An 18,210-nucleotide genomic window follows, 5' to 3' on the forward strand; every position below is an offset into this window, starting at 1 on the left:
CGGCGGTGCGGGTCAGGTCGGGTCAGCCGGGTGCCACCGGCGGCGTGCCCCGCGGGGCAGCACCACGGCGAGCAGCACCACCACCGTGGCCGCCGCCCCGGTCGCGCCGGCCACCAGCAGCGCCCGGTCCCGGGCCGTCGCTCGGCGCGCCCGGCGGGCCAGTTCCGCCGCGTCCGGCCGGTCGACCGGCAGCGCCGCCCCGGCCCCGGTGCGGGCGGCCGTCCCGCCGCTCGACTCGGTCACCGCGCGGTACGGGTTCAGCACCCCGGCGCCGTAGCCGTCGTGCCCTCCCGGGGCCGGGTCGGCGCTCGCCGCGATCCGCCGGGCGACCTCGGCCGCACCCAGTTCGGGGCGGTACTGCCGGAGCAGCGCCGCGGTGCCGGCCACGAAGGGCGCCGCGTAGCTCGTCCCCTCCGCCCGGTGGTGGCCCTGCCCGGGCGCCGCCATCAGCACGTCGGTGCCGGGGGCGACCAGGTCGACGTACGGGCCGGTCTGGGAGAAGGCGGCGCGGGTGCCGTCCGCCCCGACCGCACCCACCCCGAGCACCCCGTCGTACGCGGCCGGGTACGGCCGGGGATCGCCGGTGTCGTGCAGGTTGCCGGCGGCGGCCACCACCACGACGTCCCGCCGCACCGCGTAGGCGATCGCGGCGCGCACGGCGGGGTGGTCCGCGTACAGCACGACGGAGAGGTTGACCACGTCGGCGTCGTGGTCCACCGCCCAGCGGACGGCCCGGGCGAAGTCGGCGGCGTCGACCGTGCGCCCCGACTCCCGCCCGTCGACCACCTGCTGTTCGCTGACGCGTACGGGCAGGATGCGGGCGCCCGGCGCCAGGCCGCGGAAGGCCACACCCGGCCGGGGTGCGGCGGCGATGATGCTCGCCACGCCGGTGCCGTGCCCGGCGCAGTCCCGGGTGCCGTCACCGCCGGGGTCGAGGAAGTCGGCCCCGTCGAGGACCTGGCCGATGAGCTGGGGGTGGGACCGGTCCACCCCGGAGTCGACCACCGCCACGACCACGCCGGCGCCGGTCGCGAGCGGGGTCAGCCGGTCGGGCGCGTACCGTTGCTGCGGCCAGGGCTGGTCCTCGACGGGACGGGCCGGCGCGGGCGGCGCGGCGCAGGCCGACGGCGCTCGGGCCGCTGCCGGGGCGGCCGGCAACCCGGCGACGAGAAGGGCCGCCAGGACGGCCAGGGCCGGGCGCGCGGTGGGCCGGAACATCGACGGCCTCCGTATCGTGTCGACTCCGGAACGGGATGTTAGCGCCTCGCCGACGACCGGGCCGACCGTCGATGGCCAGGCATTGTGATCTTGTTACCACCTTGTAGGTTGTAGGCGATGCCTGTGGCCTGTGCGCGGAAGGAGAGGTGGCCGTGACCGGATGGGAACCGGCCGCCGAGGCCGAGGTGGCGATGCGGGACGCGCTGCGCGCGCAGGACCAGCAGCTCTACTTTCGCATCCTGACCCGCGTCGAGCTGCTCCTGCCGGTCGCCGCGGAGACGCTCACCGGGCAGAGCCCGACGGGCTGGGGCACCTGGACCACCGGGGGCCGGACGCACATCCTGGCCTTCACCTCCGCCTCCGCGCTGCGCGCCTGCCTGGGGGAGAACGCGGGCGCCACCCGTCGCGTCGCGTACGCCGACCTGGCCGCGGACTGGCCCAACCACGAGTGGTGGCTGGCGGTCAACCCGGGGCTGCCCATCGAGGGCTACCTGCCCGCCTGGTTCGTGGCGCAGCTCGCCCGGGGCGACGTCCGGCTGCCGGGCCGGACGATGGGTGCCCGGGCCCGCCTGGAGCGGGTGGAGAGCGCCGTTCGGGCCGCCGGCCGGGGTGGCCCGTCCGCGCCCGGCCGGGATTCCCCGCCGTCGCCGGTGCCCCCGGCAGCGGGAGGGCGCGTCCCGCCCGGTCCGGTCCCGCCGGCCCGGAGTGGACGCGGGCCCGCCGACGGTGAGCCCTCGACCGTTCCGATCCCGACCGTTCCCGTTCCGAGCGCCCGGGCCACCGTCGCCGGCACGGCCGATCCGTCCACCCCGCCGCCGGCCCGCCGCCCCGACCCGGCGAACGGTCGTCCGGCCCGTCCGCTCGGCCGCCGTACGCCCGACGACGCGCGACCGGTCGGACCCGGCGGCGCCGATCAGGACAACCTCGCCGGCTGGCTCACCGACCTGCGCCGGCGTCCCGACGAGTCGGATCCGTTCCCCGAGCCCGGCCGCTCCGGGTCGGCCAACGGCCGGCCGGCCGAACCGGCGCCACCGCCCGCCCGGTCCTTCTTCGAGCCCGCCCCGGGCCGCCCGACCCGGCGGTCCTCGCCGCTGGACGCGCCGAACCGGACCGGGGACCGGCCGGCCTCACGGTTCGCCGGTGGCGGCCAGCCGTTCCCGCGCCGCCGGCCGCTGACCGAGCCGGTGCCGGAGGAGCCGACCCAGGCGTTCCGGGTGGACTCCGCCGGACCGGCCCCGACGGGTGGGCGGGAGGAGCCGGCTCGGCCATTCCGCCCCGCCGCGCCGTCCGGGGAGACCACCCAGGCGCTGCCCCGACGACGCGCCGGCGCCGGTGACGAACCGGGCCCGGACGAGCCGCCCCGGCCGACCCCCGGCCCGGGCGACCCCGCCGAGGCCGAGGAGCTTCCGCCGTCGATCGCCGAGCCGGTGTCCGGCCCGCCCGCGCCGCGTAGGGGCTTCACCCCGATCGTCATCGAGGGCACCGTCATCGAGTCCCGCGACCTGACCGCGCCGCCCGAGCCGTACGCGGTGCCCACGGTGCCCGCCGCCGCCTCCGCGATGGCGTCGGCCACGGTGCCGGCCGCGTCCCGGACCGAGGACGGCTCGGCGGCGCCCTGGGCCGGCCCCACCGACCCCACCCTGGCGCTGTCGGTCGACCCACCCACGTCGCCGGGCCCCGATCGCGCCGCGGCTGCCGAGTTCCCGGCCGCTGCCCGGGGAGAACGCCGCTACGACACCCCGGCCGAGCCGACTGTGCCGCTGTTCGGCCCGTCTGAGACGGCGGACGACCCGCGCGCATCGCTGTTCACCCCGGCCGCCCCGGGCGAGGACCTCGACGGACCGTCGGAGGAGACGACCGCGCCCCTGGTGGCGCCCCCGATCGCCCCGGTGGTGTCGTCGTCCGACCGGGGTGCGTCGGCGGACGAGGCGACCACGTCGTTGTTCGCGCCGACCTCCCCGGCACCCGAGTCGACCGCGCCGCTGTTCGCGCCGTCCGCGCAGCCGCCCGCGCCGTTGTACGAGCCGCCCGCGCAGCCGGATGTGCCGCTGTTCGCGCCGACCGCCACGGCGGACGAGCCGACCACGTCGCTGTTCGCGCCCGGGCCCGTGCCGTCGGAGCAGCCCACCGCCGCCGGCTCCACCGGCGTTCCGTCCCCTGGGGACGGCGGTGGCAGCGCCGCCGCGACCGGGGAGGCCGACTTCGTGCCGGCGAACGAGGTGGAGGAGGAACTGCTGGCCGCGGCGGGCAGCGGCAGCACCGACGGCTTCCTCACCACCCTGCTCCTCGCCCGGGTGCTGCTGCCGGTCGCGGGCGACTCGGCGGTGGGCAGCCGGCCGGGTGATCCCGGCTTCGTCTGGTGCACCGAGCAGATCGACGGCGGCACGTACGTGGTGGTCTACACCTCGCCCGAGCGGCTGGCGGACCGGGCCGGCGGCCCGATCGAGACGGTACGAGTCAAGTTCGTCCAGCTCATCCGCCGCTGGCCGGACGTGAACTGGTCGTTCGCGGTGAACCCGGGCACCCCGGTCGGGGCGACGTACCCGGGGGAGCAGGTCCTCGCGCTGGCCAACTGGGCCGCCGAGGTGGGGTTGGGCGACGACCCGGAGACCCCGGAGCCGCCCGCCACCGCACCCGCACCGGCGCCCGAGCCCCGGCCCGCCCCGCCGCCGGTGGACCCGACCCGCCCGGTGACCATGCAGAAGGCGATCGCCCCGAGCCAGCTCGCCTACTACCTGGAGCGCGGCTACGACCGGGTCTCCGGCTTCGTGCACCGCGCCAGCGAGCTGGCCCACCTCGGCACGCCGGCCGAGCTGTACGACGCGCTCGGGCTCGGCCACCCCGGCTCGCCGTTCTCCCGGGACGCCGAGGAGATCTACGTGCTGCGCTGGCCGGCCTACCGGCCGAGCCTCTACCGGATCCCGTACGGCGGCCAGAACGAGGGCGCCATGCGGGCCATGGAGGGCTGGGTGATCGAGCGGCCCCCGTTCCGCGGCAACGGCTTCGCGCCGGGCGAGAGCAGCGACGTGGTCGCCGAGTTCAAGGTGGACAGCGCCCGGCTGCCGCACGGGGCCGAGCTGCGGCGGATCGGCGCGGACCGCAGCGAGCGGGTGGTCGCGGTGCTGGACACCGACGCGCTGGTGTGGCGCAGGGCGGGTGACGCGTGACCCGCGACGGCTACGTGGCCCGCTGGCGAGGCCGGGAGTACCAGGCCAGCCCGGACGGCGGCGACGTCCGCCTCTACCAGCCGGAACCGGGCGAGGGCTTCACCGAGGTACGCCCCGGCCGGCACGTCCGGGTGGTGCCGGCAACCGAGATCGAGGACCTGACGTACGTGCGGACCACCTGCACCTGGCAGGGGCAGCCGTTCATCGTGCTGGCCGAGCACGACGGCTGGCTGCGGGTGGAGTACACCGGGGGCCGCTGGCCGGTGGCTCAGGGGATGGGGCTGGAGGCCTTCGACTTCGGCGTCTACCAGGGCTGGGCACCCGCGAACGAGGTGACCGGCCTGCGCGAGAAGCGGGTCTAATCAGGACTTCGTCCAGCGCAGGATCTCGCCGAGCACCAGGTCCCGGGCCTCCACGTGCGGGAAGTGGCCGACCCCGTCGAGCAGCCGCCACTCGTAGGGGGCGGTGACGTAGCGGCCGGAGCCCTGGGCGGTGCGGGGCAGCGACGCCCGATCGAGCGCGCCGTGCAGCTGGAGGGTCGGGGTGACCAGCGGCTTCTGCATCAGCCGGACGAACCGGTAGCCGTGCAGTCGCAGCACCGACCGGAACGCCCAGCGGTAGCCCTCCATGGCGCAGAACGCGGCCTGCGGGATCTGCATGGCCACCCGGCAGCACCGGGCGTACGCGTCGAAGTCGGGGCTGTTCACCCACCGCGGCCCGCCCCAGCGGCGCAGCATCTCCTCCACCTCGGCGGCGTCGTCGCGGGTCAGCACGTGCTCGTAGCGGGGGAGCTGGAACTTCAGCGTGGGGGTGGACGCGCTGAACTGGCCGCGCGGGTCGGCGAAGAGGGCGGCCCGGAGCCGGAGCGGGTGCGGCGCGCCGAGCACCACGAGCCGCCGGACCAGGGTGGGGTGGAACGAGGCGGCGGTCCAGGCGATGAGGCCGCCGGCGCCGCTGCCGACCAGGGTGGCCGACCGCTCGCCGAGGGCTCGGATCAGCCCGGCCACGTCGGCGGCGAGGGTGTAGCCGTCGTACCCCCGGGGTGGCTTGTCGCTCGCACCGTAACCGCGCAGGTCGACGGCGACCGCGCGGAATCCGGCGTCGGCGACCGCCGGCAGCATCTCGTGCCAGGCGTACCAGTATTCGGGGAAGCCGTGCAGGAAGAGCACCATGGGGCCGGTGCCGGCCTCGACGACGTGGAACCGGCTGCCGTTGGCGCCGACGAACCGGTGCGTCCACGGCCCCTCGGGGAGGACGCAGGACTCGTCGACGGGTCCGCCGCGCTGGTCGGTCATGGGGCACAGCCTAGGGCGGGCAGCGCGCGGGCGGCCCCGCAGGTGCGCAGGATCAGGGGATTCTCCGGGACATCGCCGGACGGCCCGCCGCCGACCCGGGCGCGGAAAGGGCGATGCCCGGGCAGGTGACCTGCCCGGGCATCGCGGGGTGTAGCGGCGATCAGCGGCTCAGGAAAAGCGGACCTTCATCGAGGTGCCGTCCTGCTGAAGAACCTTGATCTTGACGCCGGTGGCCGGGAGCTTGACGCCGTGGTTCGGCAGCTCCGGGTACCAGTACTGCTTGGTGTCGTCGAACAGCGGCTGCGCGGCCTGGCCACGGATGTACTGCGGCTGGCTGTTGATGTGCAGCGTGAACGAGTCCGCCTTCTTCAGGCTGAACGGCGCGTCGTAGACCTGGACCCGGGCCCGCCACGGGGCGCCGGTCAGGTTGTAGATCGGCCGCGGGTGCGCGTCGATGATCAGGTTGCGACCTTCGCCCGGGTGCTCGAACGTGTCGTTGTCCGCGTACCGGAGGTTCCAGTACGAGATCAGCAGACCCTGCTGGTACGCGTAGTGGTCCACCCAGTCCGGGCGGGTGTTCGCGTAGCCGAAGTAGTACGGGCCGGTCTTCAGGTACTTGTCGTACGAGACGTACGACCGGTTGCCGGCGATGTAGTAGTTGTCGAAGAGCCGGGTGTAGCTCTCGCCGGTGATGCTCCAGCCGTCGAGCGCCCAGTCCCCGGCACCGTTCTCGGCGCCGTCGCTGAGCAGGGTCTGGCCGTCGGCGGTCACGGTGATCGCGTCACCGAAGAAGCCGCCCGCAGAGAGGCCACCGTCGGTGATGTAGTGGAACCGGAACTGCGCGACCTTGCCGGCCGCCATGTTCAGCGGGATGTTGATGTCCACCCACTTGCCCGCGCTGCTGCCGGTCAGACCCGGCGTCGGGTCGGTCCGGGACACCGGCGGGATCGGCTCGCCGTCGACCGTGCCGGGCAGCGCGGCCCAGGTCTTGCCGCCGTCCAGCGACGCCTCGAAGAAGAGGTAGTCGAAGCCGGACTCGATGTTGAAGCGGCCCTTCATGGACAGCGCCGCCGAGGTCTTCCCGGTGAGGTCGATCGTCCTGGTCATGGTGTTGTCCAGGTCGTCGTCGTTACCGGAGAAGTACTGCTTGGTGCCCTCGAACGGAGCGCCGTACTGGAAGGTGTACTCCCGCTGCGGCAGCACCACGACCGCGGCCTGCGCCTTCTTGGAGTTGTACTCCTGTGGGCCCAGGTTCAGGTCGCGCTTCTGCCCGGCCTTGACCACCTCGTAGTCGAGCCAGCCGAGCTGGAGCTTGTTCCAGGCGCCGAGGTCGCCACCGCGCTCGCCGATGCCGACGTCGTTCTTGCCGCTGAGCCGGCTCTGGGCCATGAGGGTCCAGTGCTCGTTGTTGTTGTCCCCACCATTGATGACGTTGTAGTCGTCCGGCAGACCGAGGTCGTGGCCGTACTCGTGGTAGAAGACGCTGCGGCCACCGTTCTCCGGCTGGATGGTGTAGTCGCGGATCCAGATGCCGGTGCTGCCGATCTCGGTGCCGCCGATCGGGAAGTTCGGCGGACCCACGCGGGAGGTGTTGTACGCCGACCAGCGGTGGCTCCAGATGGCGTCCTCACCCTGGTGCGGGTCGCCGTCGGCCTGGTCGCCTCCGGAGTGGACGATCTGGAAGTGGTCGATGTAGCCGTCCGGCTCGTTGAAGTTGCCGTCGCCGTCGTAGTCGAACCGGTCCCACTGGTCGAACGACTGCATGTCGGCCTTGATCTGGGCGTCGGTGCGGCCCTTGGCCTTCTGGTCGGCGACCCACTGGTTGGCGGCGTCGCGGATCAGGTCCCAGGTGTTCTGGCAGACGTTGCTGTCGCAGACGGCCGGGTCGTTGGCCGGGTTCTTCACGTCGTCGTCCGCCACCGGGTCGTCCGAGCGGCCGTAGCGGGCGGCGTTGTACCTGACCTTCACCCAGTCGGTGACCGTGCCGTCGACCGTGTAGCGGCCGGACGACTGGGCCTCGTAGTACTGCTTGAGCGACTCGTCGCCCGGCTTGGTCCCGAAGTACAGCTGACGGAAGTGCTCCGGGCTGTAGTCGGGCTGCCAGACGGTGGAGTTGTCCACGGCCCGGTTGGGCGCCGGGATCTCGTTGTGCTGCGGACCGTCGTACACGGTCGGGCCCGCGATGTCCGGGTTGATGTCCTTGTCCGGGTAGGCCGGGTCGCGCTCGTCGCCGAACTCGGCGAGGATCACGAAGATCTTGTCGGTCCGTTCCCGGGCCAGCTCGACGTACTGGTCCTTCTTGCCCGCCTTGTTGCTGGCGGTCCGGGCGCCGGCCGCCGCCGCCGCGCCGCCGGCGGTCTCGCCGACCTTGACGACGGTGCTGCCGTTGATCTTCTGGGCCTTGGCCCGGCCGGACAGGACCTCGCTGAGGCCCTCCTGGCGGAGCGCCCGCCGCTTGTCCTCGAGCTTGTCCGGCAGATCGTGAGGGGCCTGCGGCTCGGCCGCCGCCGGAGCGGCAGCCGGCAGCTTCGGGGTCGGCGCCGCGCTGGCGGCTGTGCCGGCCACCAGTCCCGTCGCCGTCAGCGAAAGCCCGAGCAGACCCACTGCGACTTTGCGCACGTGGTACCTCCGGTGTGAGGGAACCGGCCCAACGGGGGTACGGGCCGGTGGAAGGCCCCACTAGTGGGACCACTGGTGAAGATAAACATTCCCGTGACACGTGGGAAGACAGACGCATCGATTTGTAGCAACTTTTTGTTGGGAACGCTCCTCAGCGTCACATCGGGGTCAGTCGATCGGGTGGGTTGAGCTGGGGCGAAAGGTTTCGGGGTACGCGAAAGGGGCCGGTGGCGTCGCCGCCACCGGCCCCTTCCGGACCTGCCGTGCTACCCGATCAGTTGGTGACCTTGACGACCATGTCGCTGGTCGGGGTGGTGCCCTGCTTGAGGATCTCGATGGTGGTGCCGGTGCCGGCCACCTTCACCGAGTTCCACGGGTTGCCCGAGTTCCAGTACTTGCCGATGCCCTTGTCGCTGAAGATCGGCTGCGGGTCGAGCGCCGGAACGGTGACCGCCACGTCGTTCAGGTGGAAGGTCTGCGCCGGCTTGGCGTACAGGCTGAACGTCGCGTCGTAGCCGTTGCGCCGGTTGGTGATGGTGCCCTGACCGCCGACGTTGATCTTGTCGGGGCGAACGTCCACCGGCAGGTTCAGGCCGTAGCCCGGGTGCGCCGACGTGTTGTTGTCGCCGTACGCGTAGTTCACGTACCAGACCAGCATGCCCTGGTGGTTGGAGAGGTGCTCCACCCAGTTCGGGCGGCTGGCGAACCCGTAGTTGTACGGACCGGTCCGCAGCGTGTCGTCGTAACCGAAGTAGGTCCGGTTCTCGGCGATGTAGAAGCGGGGGTACGTGTCGGTCACCGAGCCGCCCATGCGGGTCCAGCCCTTGGCGGTCCACTCCGCGGCGAGGGTCTCCGCGTCGTCGGTCCACGCGACCGAGCCGTTCTTGGTCAGCGAGACGTTGTCCAGGAACGGACCGGCGAAGTGCACGCCGCCGTCGGTCGCGTAGCGGTAGCGGAACAGCACCGACTGGCCGGCGTACGCCGACAGGTCGTAGGTCGAGTCGACCCACGCGCCGTTGCTGGAACCGTCGATGCCGCTGTCACCCGCGTCGACCAGGTTGTTCTTCAGGTCGCTCCAGGTGGCGCCGCCGTTGGTCGACACCTCGGCGTAGAGGTAGTCGTAGTCCTCTTCGATGTCGTACTGCAGCTTGGAGGTGAGCGACGCGGTCGTGGCGCCGGTCAGGTCCAGGGTGCGGGCCAGCGTGGTGTTCAGGTCGTCCGCGCTGCCGCCCCACCACTCGTACGACCCGCCGAACGGCGTGTTGTAGCTCGTGGTCTGCGTCTGCGAGGGCAGGTTGACGACGACCGCCTGGGCCTTCGGCCCGTCGCTGTCACCGGCCGGGCCCAGGGTCACCTGGGTGCTGCCCTTGCCGTAGTCGACCGTCGTGTGGTTCAGCCAGCCCAGGAAGAGCTTCGACCACGGGTCCATGTAGCCCGGGGTCGAACCGATGTCGTCGGTGCCGTGGCCGAGCCACGAACCCGAGGACATCAGGCTCCAGAAGCCGACGCCGTTGTCGCCACCCGCGGTGTCGTACAGGTCCGGCAGACCGAGGTCGTGACCGTACTCGTGGGCGAAGACGCCGAGGCCGCCGTTCTCCGGCTCCGTGGTGTAGTCACGGATCCACATCCCGGTGTCGCCGATCTGCACACCGCCCGCGAGGTTGCCGGCCGGGCCGGCCTTGCCCTCGAGGTTGGTGAACGCCGCCCAACGGTGCGACCAGATGGCGTCCTCGCCCTCTGCGCCGCCGCCGGCCTCCTCGCCCTCACCGGCGTGCACCGCCTGGAAGTGGTCGATGTAGCCGTCGGGCTCGTTGAAGTTGCCGTCGCCGTCGAAGTCGTACCGGTCCCAGATGTCGAACTGCTTGAGGTAGTCCTTGATCTGCTGCGGCGTCTTCCCGGCCGCGACCTGGGCCTGGTGCCAGGACGTGGCGCTGTCCCGGACGAAGTTCCAGTAGCCCTCGGCCTCGGAGATGTTGTCGTTCGGGTTGTTCGGGTCGTCGTTGTGACCGTAACGGGCCTCGTTGTAGGGCACCGTGATCCAGTCGCTGACGTCACCGTTGACCGTGTAACGACCACCGGACTGCTTCAGGTAGAAGTCCCGGAACGACTCGCCCTCACCGTAGAACATGTCCATGTAGTGCTCGCGGTGGAAGTCCGGGCGCCACAGGGTGCTGTTGTCGTCGGTGGAGCTGCCGTCCCAGTTGCGGTCCGGCTCGGGGATCTGGTTGACCACCGGGCCGGCAGCTCCGCCGGCACGGGGGTCGGTCTTGTCGCCGAAGTTGACCAGCATGGTGAAGATCGGGTCGGTCTTCGGGGCCTGCTGGTACTCGACGAAGAGGTCGTCCTTGACCTGGATGACCTTCGAGCCGTTGCGCGTCTGAAGCTTGGCCTTGCCCGTCAGCAGGTCGGAGATCGCCTGCTTCTTGAGCTCCCGCTGCTGATCCGCCTTCGGATCCGGGAGGTTGTCCTTGCCGTGCTTCGCCTTCTCGACGCCGGGGGTGGGCTCCGCCGCCGGGGCAGCGGACGCCGGCGTCGTGACGACACCGGCTGCCAGCAGCGCGGCCGCGGCCGAGGCCAGGCCTGCTGTGACTCGTCTCCTCAAAGGTCCTCCTCCTTTGTGGAACTGTTACATGACAGAGACAGGCAAAGCCATCACTGTCATGTCATGCGTCACTCACAATGACAGGTGTTTGCATCGTTGTCACCGGTCAATCACCCGAGGAACACGCTCTTTTGTCGGGCAATTCTGGGCGAAAAGGCTCAGCGCCTGGGCCCGGGCTCACATCACGTTTCGGCCACGATCACTGAGCGTGACGGCGATTATGAGGTCCCCAAAGGGGAGCGCAGAAGCTCGCAAAAATGTCACACGGCGGCGGAAAGAAATTGTTGGCGCGTAACAAGGGACGGGGCCCGTCCGGAGCAGTCTGCTCCGGACGGGCCCCGTCGTGTGGTTCCGACGCGCCCTTCGGCGTGTCAGGTCACGGGGTCGCCGGGGTCACGTACGCCGTCGCGTACGAGTTGTCCTTGGCGGCTCCCTTGATCGCGATCGAGACGCCGTACGCGACGCCCGCGTCACCCGGGTCGCCGGTGCCCAGCACGATGACGACATAGCCTCTGGCCGATCAGCCTGCCGGGCCTCCATCGAAATTCCGACAGGTGTCTCAACAGAACGACGGCGGGTGGCGGCCCGTCCGGACCACCACCCACCGTCATGGGTACGTCTGCGCTCAGTCCTCGTCGGACTTGCCGCCTCCCATGCCCGAGGAGATCAGCTCCATGACCGAGGAGTCCTGCAGCGTGGTGACGTCGCCGAGCGACCGGTTCTCCGCCACGTCCCGCAGCAGCCGGCGCATGATCTTGCCGGAACGGGTCTTCGGCAGCTCCGGCACCAGCATGATCTGCCGGGGCTTGGCGATCGGGCCGAGCGTCTTCGCCACGTGGTTGCGCAGGTCGGCGATGAGCCGCTCGCCGGCCTCGCCGGAGATGTCCGTGCTGCCGCGCGGGATGGCGAACGCCACGATCGCCTGGCCGGTGGTCGGGTCGGTCGCACCGACCACCGCCGCCTCGGCCACCGACGGGTGGCTGACCAGCGCCGACTCCACCTCGGTGGTGGAGATGTTGTGGCCGGACACCAGCATCACGTCATCGACCCGGCCGAGCAGCCAGATGTGCCCGTCGTCGTCCTTCTTCGCCCCGTCGCCGGCGAAGTAGACCCAGTCGTCCCCGTGGTTGGCGCCGGCCCCGAAGCGCGACCAGTAGGTCTCGATGAAGCGGTTGTCGTCGCCCCAGATGGTGCGCAGCATCGACGGCCACGGCTCGCGGAGCACCAGGTAGCCGCCCCCGCCGTTGGGCACCGACTGGCCCTGGTCGTCCGCCACGTCGGCGACGATGCCGGGCAGCGCGGTCATCGCCGAGCCGGGCTTGGCCTCGGTGACGCCCGGCAGCGGAGAGATCATGATCGCGCCGGTCTCGGTCTGCCACCAGGTGTCGACGATGGGCAGCTCACCCCGGCCGACGTGCTGCCGGTACCAGATCCACGCCTCCGGGTTGATCGGCTCACCGACGCTGCCGAGCAGGCGCAGCGAGGAGAGGTCGTAGCCGGCGGGGATGTCCTCGCCCCACTTCATCATGGTGCGGATCAGGGTCGGCGCGGTGTACAGGATGGTGACCTTGTACTTGTCGACGATCTCCCAGAACCGGCCCTTGTGCGGGGTGTCCGGGGTGCCCTCGTACATGACCTGGGTGGCGCCGTTGGAGAGCGGGCCGTAGACGATGTAGGAGTGCCCGGTGACCCAGCCGATGTCGGCGGTGCACCAGTAGACGTCGGTCTCCGGCTTGAGGTCGAAGACCGCGTGCGTCGTGTACGACGTCTGGGTGAGGTAGCCGCCGGTGGTGTGCAGGATGCCCTTGGGCCGGGCCGTGGTGCCGCTGGTGTAGAGGATGTACAGCGGGTGCTCGGCGTCGAACGGCTGCGCGGCGTGCTCCGGCGAGGCGGTCTCCACCGTCTCGTGCCACCAGTGGTCCTTCGCCGACCAGGCGACCTCCTCGCCGGTGCGGCGGACGACCAGCACGTGCTCTACTGACGGGCACTTCGCCACCGCCTCGTCGACGGTCGGCTTGAGCGCGGACGGCTTGCCCCGGCGGAAGCCGCCGTCCGCGGTGATCACCACCTTGGCGCTGGCGTCCTGGATCCGGTTGGTCAACGCGTCGGCCGAGAAGCCGCCGAACACCACGCTGTGCGTGGCGCCGATCCGGGCGCAGGCGAGCATCGCCACCGCGGCCTCGGGGATCATCGGCAGGTAGATCGCCACCCGGTCGCCGGCCGTGACGCCCAACTCGGTCAGCGCGTTCGCCGCCTGGCAGGTGAGCTTGTGCAGGTCCGCGTAGGTGACGGTCCGGGTGTCACCCGGCTCGCCCTCCCAGTGGATCGCCACCTTGTCGCCGCGACCGGCCTCCACGTGCCGGTCCAGGCAGTTGTACGCCACGTTGAGCTGACCGCCCACGAACCACTTCGCGAACGGGGCGTTCGACCAGTCGAGCACCTGGTCCCACTGCCGGTCCCAGTGCAGCCGCCCGGCCTGGCGCTCCCAGAAGGCGAGCCGGTCCTCGGCCGCCTCGCCGTACGCGTCCGCGGTCACGTTGGCGTTCGCGGCGAGCTCGGCCGGCGGCGGGAACTGGCGCGTCTCGTTCAGCAAGTTGGCCAATGCCTCGCTCATGCGGTGACTCCTTCATCGCGTGACCTGCGTCTCCTACCCGGGAGAGGTTAGTCCCGGCGCGCCCCCCGCCGCGACCGCCGGGTCCGCCGTCACGCGCCCAGTGGCCTTTCGGACGCGCCGAGCAGTAAGTGGAGAGTGGTTCGCGTCGCTTCCCGGCGGCTGGCGCTCCGGCGGGGTGCGGGGATCGCTAGCGTGGCGGGGTGACCAACGACCCGCTCGCCCCGCTGCTCGCGCTCGCCGACATCGCGCCCGCCGTCGAGCAGGCCCGCGACCGGGTCGACCAGGCCCACCGGCACCGCGCGCTGCGCCGCCAGGGCGGCCAGGTCGCCGCCGAGGTCAGCCTCCGCTCGGCCGTGGCCAGCGCCGCGCTGGAGGGCCGGGTGCACGACCGCGAGGAGGTACGCGCGGGCACCGTCACCGATCCGGTGCTCCACGGCGCGCTGCGGGTGGCCGGGGCGCTGCCCGGGCTGAGCGAACTCTGGCCGAAGGCGCCGCGCCAGGCCCTCGCCCGGCTGCACGTGCTCGCGGCCCGTGACGTCGTGGCCGAGGCGGAGCTGGGCCGTCCGGTGGCCGACCCGGTGGTGGCGGCCCGCCTGGACGGGCTGGCCGGGCTGGTGGCCGGGGGCACGAAGGTATCGCCGCTGGTGCTGGCCGCCGTGGTGCACGGCGAACTGCTGAACCTGCGTCCGTTCGCCGGCCCGTCCGGCGTGGTGGCGCGGGCCGCCGCCCGACTGGTGCTGATCTCCACCGGCTTCGACCCGCGTGGACTGGTCGCCGTCGACGTCGGCCACCGGGAGCGGGAGCCCGAGTACGTCGGCGCGGCCGGCGCCTTCGCCACCGGCACCCCCGACGGACTGCGCTCCTGGCTGCGCCACTACATGGCCGCCGTGGAGGTCGGCGCGGAGCAGATCACGCTCATCGGCGACGAGGTCCTCGCCGCCTCCTGATCCGGTGCGCGGCCCGGCTCCGGTGCTCTCCGTGCCGGCCGCCGGCGATCGCCCGCGGTCAGGCGGTCGGGGCGGCGGCGTCGCGGGTGCGGCGGTGCCGGCCGTACCAGGCGATGCCGATGGCGACGCCGACGCCCACGCCGAGGGCCGCCGCGGCGACCGGCACGGCCGGGCGCTCCCGCAGCCGCCGACCCAGCGGCACCGGGTGCCGGAACTCCAGCACCGGCCACGAGTTCTCCACGGCCAGCCTGCGCAGCGCCCGGTCCGGATTGACCGCGGTCGGGTGCCCCACGCACTCCAGCAGCGGGCGGTCGCTGTACGAGTCGGAGTAGGCGTACGAGTCGGCGAGGTCGTAGCCGCGGGCGAGGGCGAGTTCGGCGACGGCGTCGACCTTGCGCGGGCCGGCCGCGTAGAACTCGACCTCGCCGCTGTAGCGGCCGTCCGCCACCGCCATCCGGGTGGCGATCACGTCGGTCACCCCGAGCAGCTCGCCGATGGGGCGGACCATCTCCTCGCCGGAGGCGGAGACCAGCACCACGTCCCGCCCGGCGGCCTGGTGCTCCTCGATCAGGGCGGCGGCCTCGGCGTACACGTAGGGGTTGATCAGGTCGTGCAGCGTCTCCGCGACGATCTGGCGGACCTGTTCCACCGGCCAGCCCTTGCAGAGCGTGGCCAGGTAGTCCCGGGTGCGGGCCATGGTCTGCTCGTCGGTGCCGCCCAGCCGGAACATCAGCTGCGCGTACGCCGACTTGACCACGTCACGGCGAGTGATCAGCCCGTCCCGGTAGAACGGCCGACCGAACGCCAGTGCGCTCGACTTGGCGATGACGGTCTTGTCGAGATCGAAGAAAGCGGCACTCCGGCCCACGGCGCGAAAGTCTAGCCCGAAGGGTCACTGCCGGCTGGTCCCCCGGGGCCTACGGGAGCAGGCCGACCGGCCATGTGCACTCGCGAGAGTGACTGCTGTCACACCTGTGGGCCGGAAATTAGCGTTGCGTGGAGTGAACACCACTCGACGTATAAGGGTCCATTGCGGCATGCTTGTCCTCGCGATGAGACTTCACGTCCCGTCCATGAAGGCCCTCGGCGGTTGCACCCCCCGTGACCGCTGAGTGGGTTCGGCTCGACCCCCCCGGAGCCGAACCTCACGACGACCCCCGTCTCCCCCCGACGGGGGTCGTCCCTATTTGAGAGCGATGCTCCGAAGCAGGCCACAGGCCCTCCTCGTCCTCGGTACCCCGTCCGTGACCAGCCAGGTGGCGTAGGCGTGCCGCAGGTCGTGGAACCTCATCCCGCCAGCCGCTCTGGCCGCCACGCACCCGACCGCCTCCCGCTCGGTGGTGAACTCCGTCTTCCCGGCTGATCGTGACCCCGATCACCGCTGGCGGCTGCCGCTTCAGCCTTCGTCACAAACCCTCGTACCGGCTCTGAACGATCACACGGGCCATCGACATTGATTGGTGGTCAATCCCGAAGGCCAGCATGGTGTTTGTGGCCATGAAGGTGGCCGCGTCGCTGACGGCCATAGCGATGCTCTCGGCATCTGGCGCATCGTCTTGTCGGCACCGGGAGGCGCGGCAGCATGGTACGACTGCCTCAAGGTTGCGACGAAACCGACAGAACGGGCGAGCCGATGAGGACGAGCAGGGCGGGCGAGTTGTTGCGCATGCCTGGGGATCCGCAGATGGCAACGTACCTGGAACTGTTCTTCGACCTGGCGTTCGTCTTCGCGCTCACCCAACTCTCGAACGCGCTGATCCAGGATCTCACCTGGAGCGGTGCCTTCCAGACGCTATTGCTGCTGCTGACAGTGTGGCGGGTCTGGTTCAACACGGCGTGGATAACCGACAGGTTCGACCCGCAACAACCGGCGATACAGCTGCTGGTCATCGCGACTTTGGTGGGCAGCATGGTGATCGCGATCGCGCTGCCCGACGCGTTCGGCAGGCAAGGCCTGGTCTTCGCAGGGGTATTCGTCGCCCTGTTCATCGGCACCAACATCGTCCTTGTGATCGCCCTGCGGGGCCACGCACCGCGGCGCACCTCCGGGCGGATACTGTTCTGGTACGGCGTTTCCGCGGTGCCGTGGATCGCCGGGGCGCTCTCGCATGGGACGGCGCGTGTGGCGCTGTGGACACTCGCGGTGGCCCTGGACTACGCCGGATACGCGCTCTACTACCCCACGCCGGGGATCGGCCGCACGCCCACGTCGGATCTGCCGACGGTGGCCGAACACCTGTCCGAGCGCTACCGACAGTTCTACATCATCGCGCTCGGCGAGTTGATCCTGGTCACCGGACTGGCGCTTCGCGGCACCGCCTTCACGCCCGACCGGACCGCTGCGTTCCTCGTGGCGATCACCACCACCGTGCTGCTGTGGCGGATCTACATCCACCGCGCCGGGGAACTAGCGGCCGCAGCCATCAAAGCGGCCCCCGAGCCCGCCCGCCTTGCCGGATCGACGTCATACGCCCACCTGGTCATGGTGGCCGGCATCGTCGTCACCGCCGTCGGCGACGAACTCGTCATCACCCACCCGTTCGGGCATACGCAACCGGCCTGGATCGCCGTCATCCTCGGCGGACCCGCGCTCTTCCTCGCCGGGCGTGCCGGCTTCGAGTACGCGGTCTTCGCCCGCGTATCCCGGGATCGGCCGATCGGCCTGGTCGTGCTGGCCGCCCTGACGCCGGCGATGCTCCTCCTGCCGCCGCTGCTGGTCGCCCTTGCCGCCACCGCAGTCCTCGCCGGGGTCGCCATCTCCGACGCCACTCGCGCTCGCGCACATCCAACCGAAGCACCGTCGCCACCAGGCGCACCGTCCTGACAGGCCGCGGGCAGCTACCCCCGGTCCGATCCACGCAGAATCCCGCAGCAGTGACTCTCTGCGAACGAGAGAACCAGGTCGGGCAGCAACGGCTCACGAACGAACCGTCAGGCGGCACCGAGGCAGCGGGAAAGCAGCGCGAAGCTCAATCAGGGTCGGTTCCGAACACCACGCGGCGACGGCCAGTACTGCTCGCCGGTGCGAGCCGCTACGGGTTGACACCATCCGCCAACTCGGGTCCGCATCCCCCCGACGGGGTCGTCCCTTTCTGCCGCCGGCGGGGCAGCGTGAAGGCAACACGCGAGGCGGTTGACAACCTTGGTTGTCGAGCGGACTCTGAGGTGCGAGGTCACCGGGAGGAGTCCCGTCATGCGCGATCTGACGCCGGAAGAGCGGCAGGAACTGGGGCGGAAACTGCGTGCCGTTGCCGCCGACTGGGCGGGGCGGCTGGATGCCGCCGACGTGGATGCCCTGAGCGGAGCAGACCACGAGCCGAGCTCCACGGAGCGGATGCGGACGCACCTGGCCCGAATGGCGGCGGCGGAGCAGATGCGCCGCCTGCTCGCCGAGTTCGTGTCCGTGAGTGCGGAGGAAGCGGTGCGGTACGGGGCCGGCTATCCCGAGCTCGGTGCAGCGGTGGGGGCCAGCCGGCAAGCGGCCCGTAAGCGTTGGCCGAACCTCCCGATCTCGAAGAGGCGCGCCGGCGAGTGGAAGCAACCGCCCGGAAGCATCGGTTGGGCCGGCAGCCACCTGGGGTACCCGGGGCCACCCGGAAGCTGAGTTGGCCGCGCCGACGAGGGCCGTCCGTTTCGTGGGGCGGCGCTCCCGTCGAAGGTGACGGAATCTCCTGCCCGAACACTTCCACCGCCGTCGGCGAAGTAGGGGTGAGCCCTCGGCCGTACGGGAGGGATGCCGGGACAGAAG

General features: G+C 71.5%; 11 protein-coding genes. 5 read left to right on the forward strand and 6 right to left on the reverse strand.

From position 1 onward, the window contains the following. Positions 1-12: 12 nt before the first annotated feature. Complete coding sequence (mycP, locus tag AC0OLQ_RS03030; protein ID WP_484530100.1) at positions 13-1,218, reverse strand: type VII secretion-associated serine protease mycosin; 1,206 nt, start codon at positions 1,216-1,218, stop codon at positions 13-15. A gap of 152 nt (positions 1,219-1,370) precedes the next feature. On the opposite strand from mycP, the gene AC0OLQ_RS03035 reads away from it, so the two are divergent. After that, complete coding sequence (locus AC0OLQ_RS03035; RefSeq protein WP_484530101.1) at positions 1,371-4,385, forward strand: SseB family protein; 3,015 nt, start codon at positions 1,371-1,373, stop codon at positions 4,383-4,385. Further along, entirely contained in the window at positions 4,382-4,747 is a 366-nt protein-coding gene (locus AC0OLQ_RS03040) for a hypothetical protein (RefSeq protein WP_484530102.1), read from the forward strand. Before AC0OLQ_RS03035 ends, AC0OLQ_RS03040 begins: the two co-directional genes overlap by 4 nt. On the opposite strand, the gene AC0OLQ_RS03045 is transcribed toward AC0OLQ_RS03040, so the two are convergent. From AC0OLQ_RS03045 to acs, 4 genes are all read right to left on the reverse strand, one after another. Beyond that, complete coding sequence (locus tag AC0OLQ_RS03045; RefSeq protein WP_357332544.1) at positions 4,748-5,680, reverse strand: alpha/beta fold hydrolase; 933 nt, start codon at positions 5,678-5,680, stop codon at positions 4,748-4,750. Between the two features lie 168 nt (positions 5,681-5,848). After that, positions 5,849-8,284, reverse strand: a complete 2,436-nt coding sequence (locus AC0OLQ_RS03050) for an immune inhibitor A domain-containing protein (RefSeq protein WP_484532254.1) — start codon at positions 8,282-8,284, stop codon at positions 5,849-5,851. Positions 8,285-8,573: 289 nt separating this feature from the next. Next, a complete protein-coding gene (locus tag AC0OLQ_RS03055; protein ID WP_484530103.1) occupies positions 8,574-10,901 on the reverse strand; it encodes an immune inhibitor A domain-containing protein in 2,328 nt (775 codons plus the stop codon). 625 nt (positions 10,902-11,526) lie between these two features. Next, positions 11,527-13,515 (reverse strand): acetate--CoA ligase, encoded by a 1,989-nt coding sequence (acs, locus tag AC0OLQ_RS03060; protein WP_484530104.1) that lies wholly within the window; start codon positions 13,513-13,515, stop codon positions 11,527-11,529. A gap of 200 nt (positions 13,516-13,715) precedes the next feature. On the opposite strand from acs, the gene AC0OLQ_RS03065 reads away from it, so the two are divergent. Continuing rightward, positions 13,716-14,462, forward strand: a complete 747-nt coding sequence (locus AC0OLQ_RS03065; RefSeq protein ID WP_484530105.1) for a Fic family protein — start codon at positions 13,716-13,718, stop codon at positions 14,460-14,462. A gap of 58 nt (positions 14,463-14,520) precedes the next feature. On the opposite strand, the gene AC0OLQ_RS03070 is transcribed toward AC0OLQ_RS03065, so the two are convergent. Further along, a complete protein-coding gene (locus AC0OLQ_RS03070) occupies positions 14,521-15,330 on the reverse strand; it encodes an HAD family hydrolase (protein ID WP_484530106.1) in 810 nt (269 codons plus the stop codon). Positions 15,331-16,146: 816 nt separating this feature from the next. On the opposite strand from AC0OLQ_RS03070, the gene AC0OLQ_RS03075 reads away from it, so the two are divergent. Both AC0OLQ_RS03075 and AC0OLQ_RS03080 read left to right on the forward strand, forming a co-directional pair. Further along, positions 16,147-17,286, forward strand: a complete 1,140-nt coding sequence (locus AC0OLQ_RS03075) for a low temperature requirement protein A (protein WP_484530107.1) — start codon at positions 16,147-16,149, stop codon at positions 17,284-17,286. Positions 17,287-17,655: 369 nt separating this feature from the next. Then, the gene (locus AC0OLQ_RS03080) at positions 17,656-18,066 is read left to right on the forward strand and encodes a hypothetical protein (RefSeq protein WP_484530108.1); all 411 of its coding nucleotides are present in this window, start codon (positions 17,656-17,658) and stop codon (positions 18,064-18,066) included. The last annotated feature ends 144 nt before the right edge of the window (positions 18,067-18,210 follow it).

Source organism: Micromonospora sp. Utrum1, from assembly GCF_057197805.1.

What these genes read in the sequence shown, in the direction of transcription:
- mycP (WP_484530100.1), bottom strand. Translation starts at nt 1,218, where the DNA reads ATGTTCCGGCCCACCGCGCGCCCGGCCCTGGCCGTCCTGGCGGCCCTT.
- AC0OLQ_RS03045 (WP_357332544.1), bottom strand. Translation starts at nt 5,680, where the DNA reads ATGACCGACCAGCGCGGCGGACCCGTCGACGAGTCCTGCGTCCTCCCC.
- acs (WP_484530104.1), bottom strand. Translation starts at nt 13,515, where the DNA reads ATGAGCGAGGCATTGGCCAACTTGCTGAACGAGACGCGCCAGTTCCCG.
- AC0OLQ_RS03075 (WP_484530107.1), top strand. Translation starts at nt 16,147, where the DNA reads ATGGCAACGTACCTGGAACTGTTCTTCGACCTGGCGTTCGTCTTCGCG.
- AC0OLQ_RS03080 (WP_484530108.1), top strand. Translation starts at nt 17,656, where the DNA reads ATGCGCGATCTGACGCCGGAAGAGCGGCAGGAACTGGGGCGGAAACTG.